Origin of the sequence: Streptomyces prasinopilosus (genome assembly GCF_001419695.1) — a bacterium.
Taxonomy (GTDB): domain Bacteria; phylum Actinomycetota; class Actinomycetes; order Streptomycetales; family Streptomycetaceae; genus Streptomyces; species Streptomyces prasinopilosus.
Genome location: NZ_LIRG01000258.1, coordinates 1 through 4,270, shown reverse-complemented (window position 1 = coordinate 4,270; position 4,270 = coordinate 1). Strand labels below are relative to the sequence as shown.

The window sequence follows — 4,270 nt, the reverse complement described above, 5'->3', positions numbered from 1 at the left end:
CCCCCCGCCCGAGGAACGCCGACGCCTGCGCGAGTCCCACTCGCTGACCCGGGCTCAGCTCGCCCGGCGGATCGGCGTCAGCCACAAGACGGTGCGGGCGTGGGAGTCCGGCCGCGCCGCACCCCGCGGCCGGAAGGGGAAGGCGTACGTGGAACTGCTGACCACCGCCACCCCGGTGGCACCCGAGCCCGCCGGGCGGCAGGGATCCTCGGCGCCCTTCGAACCCTCCAGGCCCTCCGAGTCCCCCAGGTCTTCCAAGTCCCCCAGGTCTTCCAGGCCCTCCGAACCCCTCAGGTCCCGCGAGCCGTCCGGCCCCTTCGGCTCCCCCGGCTCCTTCGGCTCCCCCGGGTCCTCTGGACGCCCCGACGCCTCCGCGCTCCGCAAGTCGACCGGGTCCCCGGCACGTTCGGCCGGCCCTTCCCCCGCGTTCCCTATCGGGCGGAGCGTTCTCCTGCCGCCCGTCCGGCTCGCCCGGTCGGACCGGCCCGTCCGGGCGAGCGGGCCCGTCCGGGCGAGCCGGGAAGAAGGCGTCGACCCCATCCCCCTGACGCCTGATCAGGCGTTCGACGCCCTGTACGCCTTCTGCGCCCCGGCGCTCGCACGACAGGCGTACCTCCTGTCCGGCCGTCGCGACCTGGCGCGCGAATCGGTCGAGCGCGCCTTCCAACTGGCCTGGGACCGCTGGCCCGAGGTGGCCCGCGACCCGGACCCGGCCGGCTGGGTGCGCGCGGCGGCGTACGAGTGGGCCCTCTCCCCGTGGCACCGGTTCCGGCCCCGCCACCGGCACCCGGAACCGCCGCCCTCGCAGCCCTCCGACCGCGCGCTCCTGGACGTCCTGCTGCACCTGCCGCCGCCGCGCCGCCGCGCGGTCGTGCTCTACCACGGGGTCGGCCTCGACCTGCCGGAGACCGCGGCGGAGACGGAGGCGACCACGGCCGCGACCGCGAACCGCCTGCTGCACGCGCACGAGACCCTCGCGGCCCGGCTGCCGGACCTGTCGGACCCGCTCGTACTGCACCGACGGCTGGCCGAACTGGCCTCGGCCGAACACCTCCGCCCGGCCGAACCGCCGGAGGTGCGCGAGGGCAGTGAGCGCAGGGCCCGCCTCTGGACCCGGTCCGTCCTCGCCCTCACCCTCGCCCTGGCCGGCGCCACCGCGGCCACCCTGTGCACGGCCCCCACCCGCTACGATCCGCCGGTGCCGCCCGGTGAGACGGTCCAGGGGGTGCCGCCGCACGTGGTGCCGGGGCCCCTCTCGGACAAGGAGCGCACACTGCGCGCCAAGCTCCGCGAGGAGCTGCTGCGCGGCCCGGAGCGGCTGGCACCGCAGCCCCGGTGACGGACCCGGCCTCCGGCCCGGACGCGGTTCGGGTTCCGTACCCGCGCCCGTGTCCGCGTCCGGACAACGGATGGGCCCGTCCCCCCGAGGGGGACGGGCCCATCCGTGTGCTGCGGTCGATCAGCCCGCGAGGATCTCGCGCGCCAGCTTGGCCGTCTCGGTCGGCGTCTTGCCGACCTTGACGCCGGCGGCCTCGAGGGCCTCCTTCTTCGCCTGGGCGGTACCGGACGAACCGGAGACGATGGCACCGGCGTGGCCCATGGTCTTGCCCTCGGGCGCGGTGAAGCCCGCGACGTAGCCGACGACCGGCTTCTTCACGTTCTCCTTGATGTACGCCGCGGCCCGCTCCTCGGCGTCGCCGCCGATCTCGCCGATCATCACGATCAGGTCGGTGTCGGGGTCCGCCTCGAACGCGGCCAGCGCGTCGATGTGGGTGGTGCCGATGACCGGGTCGCCACCGATGCCGACGGCCGAGGAGAAGCCGATGTCCCGCAGCTCGTACATCATCTGGTACGTCAGCGTGCCGGACTTCGAGACCAGGCCGATGCGGCCCGGCTTGGTGATGTCGCCCGGGATGATGCCGGCGTTCGACTGGCCCGGGCTGATCAGACCGGGGCAGTTCGGGCCGATGATCCGGGTCTTGTTGCCCTGCGACACGGCGTACGCGTAGAACGCGGCCGAGTCGTGCACGGCGATGCCCTCGGTGATGACGACCGCGAGCGGGATCTCGGCGTCGACGGCCTCGACGACGGCGGCCTTCGCGAACGCCGGCGGTACGAAGAGGACGGATACGTTCGCACCGGTCTTCTCGATCGCCTCGGCGACCGTACCGAAGACCGGGATCTCGTTGCCGTCGATGTCGACGGAGGTGCCCGCCTTGCGCGGGTTCACACCGCCGACGATGTTCGTGCCGTCGGCCAGCATGAGCTTGGTGTGCTTCATGCCGGTGGCACCGGTCATGCCCTGGACGATGACCTTGGAGTCCTTGTTGAGGAAAATAGCCATGGCTGTTTAGTCCCTCGTCCCTTACTTCGCAGCCGCGAGCTCGGCGGCCTTGTCGGCCGCGCCGTCCATGGTGTCCACGCGCTGCACGAGCGGGTGGTTGGCGTCGGAGAGGATCCTGCGACCCAGTTCGGCGTTGTTGCCGTCCAGACGCACGACCAGCGGCTTGGTGACTTCCTCGCCCTTGTCCGCGAGCAGCTGCAGCGCCTGCACGATGCCGTTGGCGACCTCGTCGCAGGCGGTGATGCCACCGAAGACGTTGACGAACACGGACTTGACGTCCGGGTCGCCGAGAATGATCTCCAGACCGTTCGCCATGACGGCGGCGGAGGCGCCACCACCGATGTCGAGGAAGTTGGCGGGCTTCACGCCGCCGTGCGCCTCACCGGCGTAGGCGACGACGTCCAGGGTGCTCATCACGAGCCCCGCGCCGTTGCCGATGATGCCGACCTCGCCGTCGAGCTTGACGTAGTTGAGGTTCTTCTCCTTGGCGGCGGCCTCGAGCGGGTTGGCCGCGGCCTTGTCCTGGAGGGCCTCGTGGTCCGGGTGACGGAACTCGGCGTTGTCGTCCAGGGTGACCTTGCCGTCGAGGGCGAGGACGTCACCGGAGGCGACCTTGGCCAGCGGGTTGACCTCGACGAGGAGCGCGTCCTCGTCGATGAAGGTCTTCCACAGGGTGACGAGGACGTCGGCGACCTTGTCGGCCACCTCGGCCGGGAACTTCGCGGCCTCGACGATCTCGCGCGCCTTCTCGGGGGTCACACCCTCGTTGGCGTCGATCGGCGTCTTGGCGACGGCCTCCGGACGGGTGGCCGCCACCTCCTCGATGTCCATGCCGCCCTCGACGGACGCGATGGAGAGGAATGTGCGGTTGGCACGGTCGAGGAGGAAGGAGACGTAGTACTCCTCGACGATCTCCGGAGCGGTCTCGGCGATCATCACCTTGTGGACCGTGTGGCCCTTGATGTCCATGCCGAGAATGTCCGTCGCGCGGGCGACGGCCTCGTCCGGGGTTGCTGCCAGCTTCACGCCACCGGCCTTGCCGCGGCCACCGACCTTCACCTGCGCCTTGACGACGGACTTGCCGCCGAGACGCTCGGTGATCTCGCGCGCCGCCTCAGGCGTGTCGATGACTTCACCGGCCAGCACCGGTACATCGTGCTTGGCGAAGAGGTCCCTCGCCTGGTACTCGAACAGGTCCACGCGCTTCCGTCCCTATCAGTGATCTCGCGGTTCGTTGATGCGTGGGCGTGCCGCGAAGGGCAAGGTGACGGCGTCCGCTGTGTCACAAGGGGAGCGCACACGGTGACCGAGCGCGCGGCATGTCCACCTCGCAGGCTATCGCCGGTGGCGCGGCCTCCCGAAATCGCGGGGTCACACCTGAGCGGTGATACCTGTCACATGATGCCCGGATTGGTGACACAGAGTGCCATTGGCGGGCGGCCCCACCGGGCCGGAACCGCCCCGGCGAGGCCCGTCGCACGCCGGGAGCGGCGGGCGCCGCGTCCCCTCGCGTCTCCTCACCCGGGGTCCGGTACCGGCAGCGGCCGTCTCTCGATCGCCGCGGCCATCACCTCCGGGAACAGGTCGGGCGTGCAGGCGAACGCCGGCGCGCCCAGCGCGGCAAGTGCCGCGGCGTGCTCCCGGTCGTAGGCGGGCGCCCCCTCGTCGGACAGCGCCAGCAGCGTCACGAACCGCACCCCGGACGCCTTCATCGCCGTGACCCGCTGGAGCATCTCGTCACGGATGCCCCCTTCGTAGAGGTCGCTGATGAGCACGACCACCGTCTCCGCCGGCCGGGTGATCCGGGACTGGCAGTACGCCAGCGCCCGGTTGATGTCCGTACCGCCTCCCAGCCGGGTCCCGAAGATCACGTCGACGGGGTCGTCGAGCTCACGGTCCGTGCGGTCGACGACCGCCGTCGACGTG

The 4,270-nt window shown here is 71.6% G+C and carries 4 protein-coding genes; 1 reads left to right on the top strand and 3 read right to left on the bottom strand.

Features of this window, described 5'->3' with window-relative positions:
- On the top strand, nucleotides 1-1,339 hold a 1,339-nt coding region (locus AOK18_RS12185; protein WP_338119112.1), incomplete at its 5' end, for a helix-turn-helix domain-containing protein.
- Between the two features lie 120 nt (nucleotides 1,340-1,459).
- On the opposite strand, the gene sucD is transcribed toward AOK18_RS12185, so the two are convergent.
- From sucD to AOK18_RS12170, 3 genes are all read right to left on the bottom strand, one after another.
- The gene (gene sucD, locus AOK18_RS12180) at nucleotides 1,460-2,344 is read right to left on the bottom strand and encodes a succinate--CoA ligase subunit alpha (protein WP_055574265.1); all 885 of its coding nucleotides are present in this window, start codon (nucleotides 2,342-2,344) and stop codon (nucleotides 1,460-1,462) included.
- Nucleotides 2,345-2,365: 21 nt separating this feature from the next.
- The gene (sucC, locus tag AOK18_RS12175) at nucleotides 2,366-3,544 is read right to left on the bottom strand and encodes an ADP-forming succinate--CoA ligase subunit beta (RefSeq protein ID WP_055574266.1); all 1,179 of its coding nucleotides are present in this window, start codon (nucleotides 3,542-3,544) and stop codon (nucleotides 2,366-2,368) included.
- 317 nt (nucleotides 3,545-3,861) lie between these two features.
- Nucleotides 3,862-4,270 (bottom strand): VWA domain-containing protein (locus tag AOK18_RS12170; RefSeq protein WP_157865080.1); only part of this gene is annotated, 409 nt, incomplete at its 5' end.